This is a genomic window from Leucobacter celer subsp. astrifaciens (assembly GCF_001273835.1).
Classification (GTDB): domain Bacteria; phylum Actinomycetota; class Actinomycetes; order Actinomycetales; family Microbacteriaceae; genus Leucobacter; species Leucobacter celer.
Window position 1 is genome coordinate 1 of the sequence record NZ_JHEI01000052.1, and the last position, 221, is coordinate 221.

Genomic DNA, 221 nt, shown 5'->3' on the forward strand with positions numbered 1-221 from the left:
TGCTCACCGGCGGCTTCTACGGCTTCAGCTTCAGGGCGTGCAGCGGGGGGGTCCGCGGCGCGAGCACCGAGGCGGTCGCGTACGTGGGTGACCCGGGCGAGATCTTTCGGCCCCGGGGGCCCGCAGAACCGGGCTTTGAGGTCGCCGCGGGGGGAACCCGGTGCTGGCCACCCTATTTCGTGTCGCTGGCCTCCTACTCGTAGAGTGGAGCGCTGTCTCGG

Annotated in this window: 1 protein-coding gene; it reads left to right on the forward strand. The window is 71.0% G+C overall.

Annotation, left to right across the window (positions count from 1 at the left end; genetic code table 11):
• A partial coding sequence (locus AMS65_RS20085; protein WP_206541939.1) for a hypothetical protein occupies window positions 1–203 on the forward strand: 203 nt, incomplete at its 5' end.
• Window positions 204–221 lie beyond the last annotated feature (18 nt).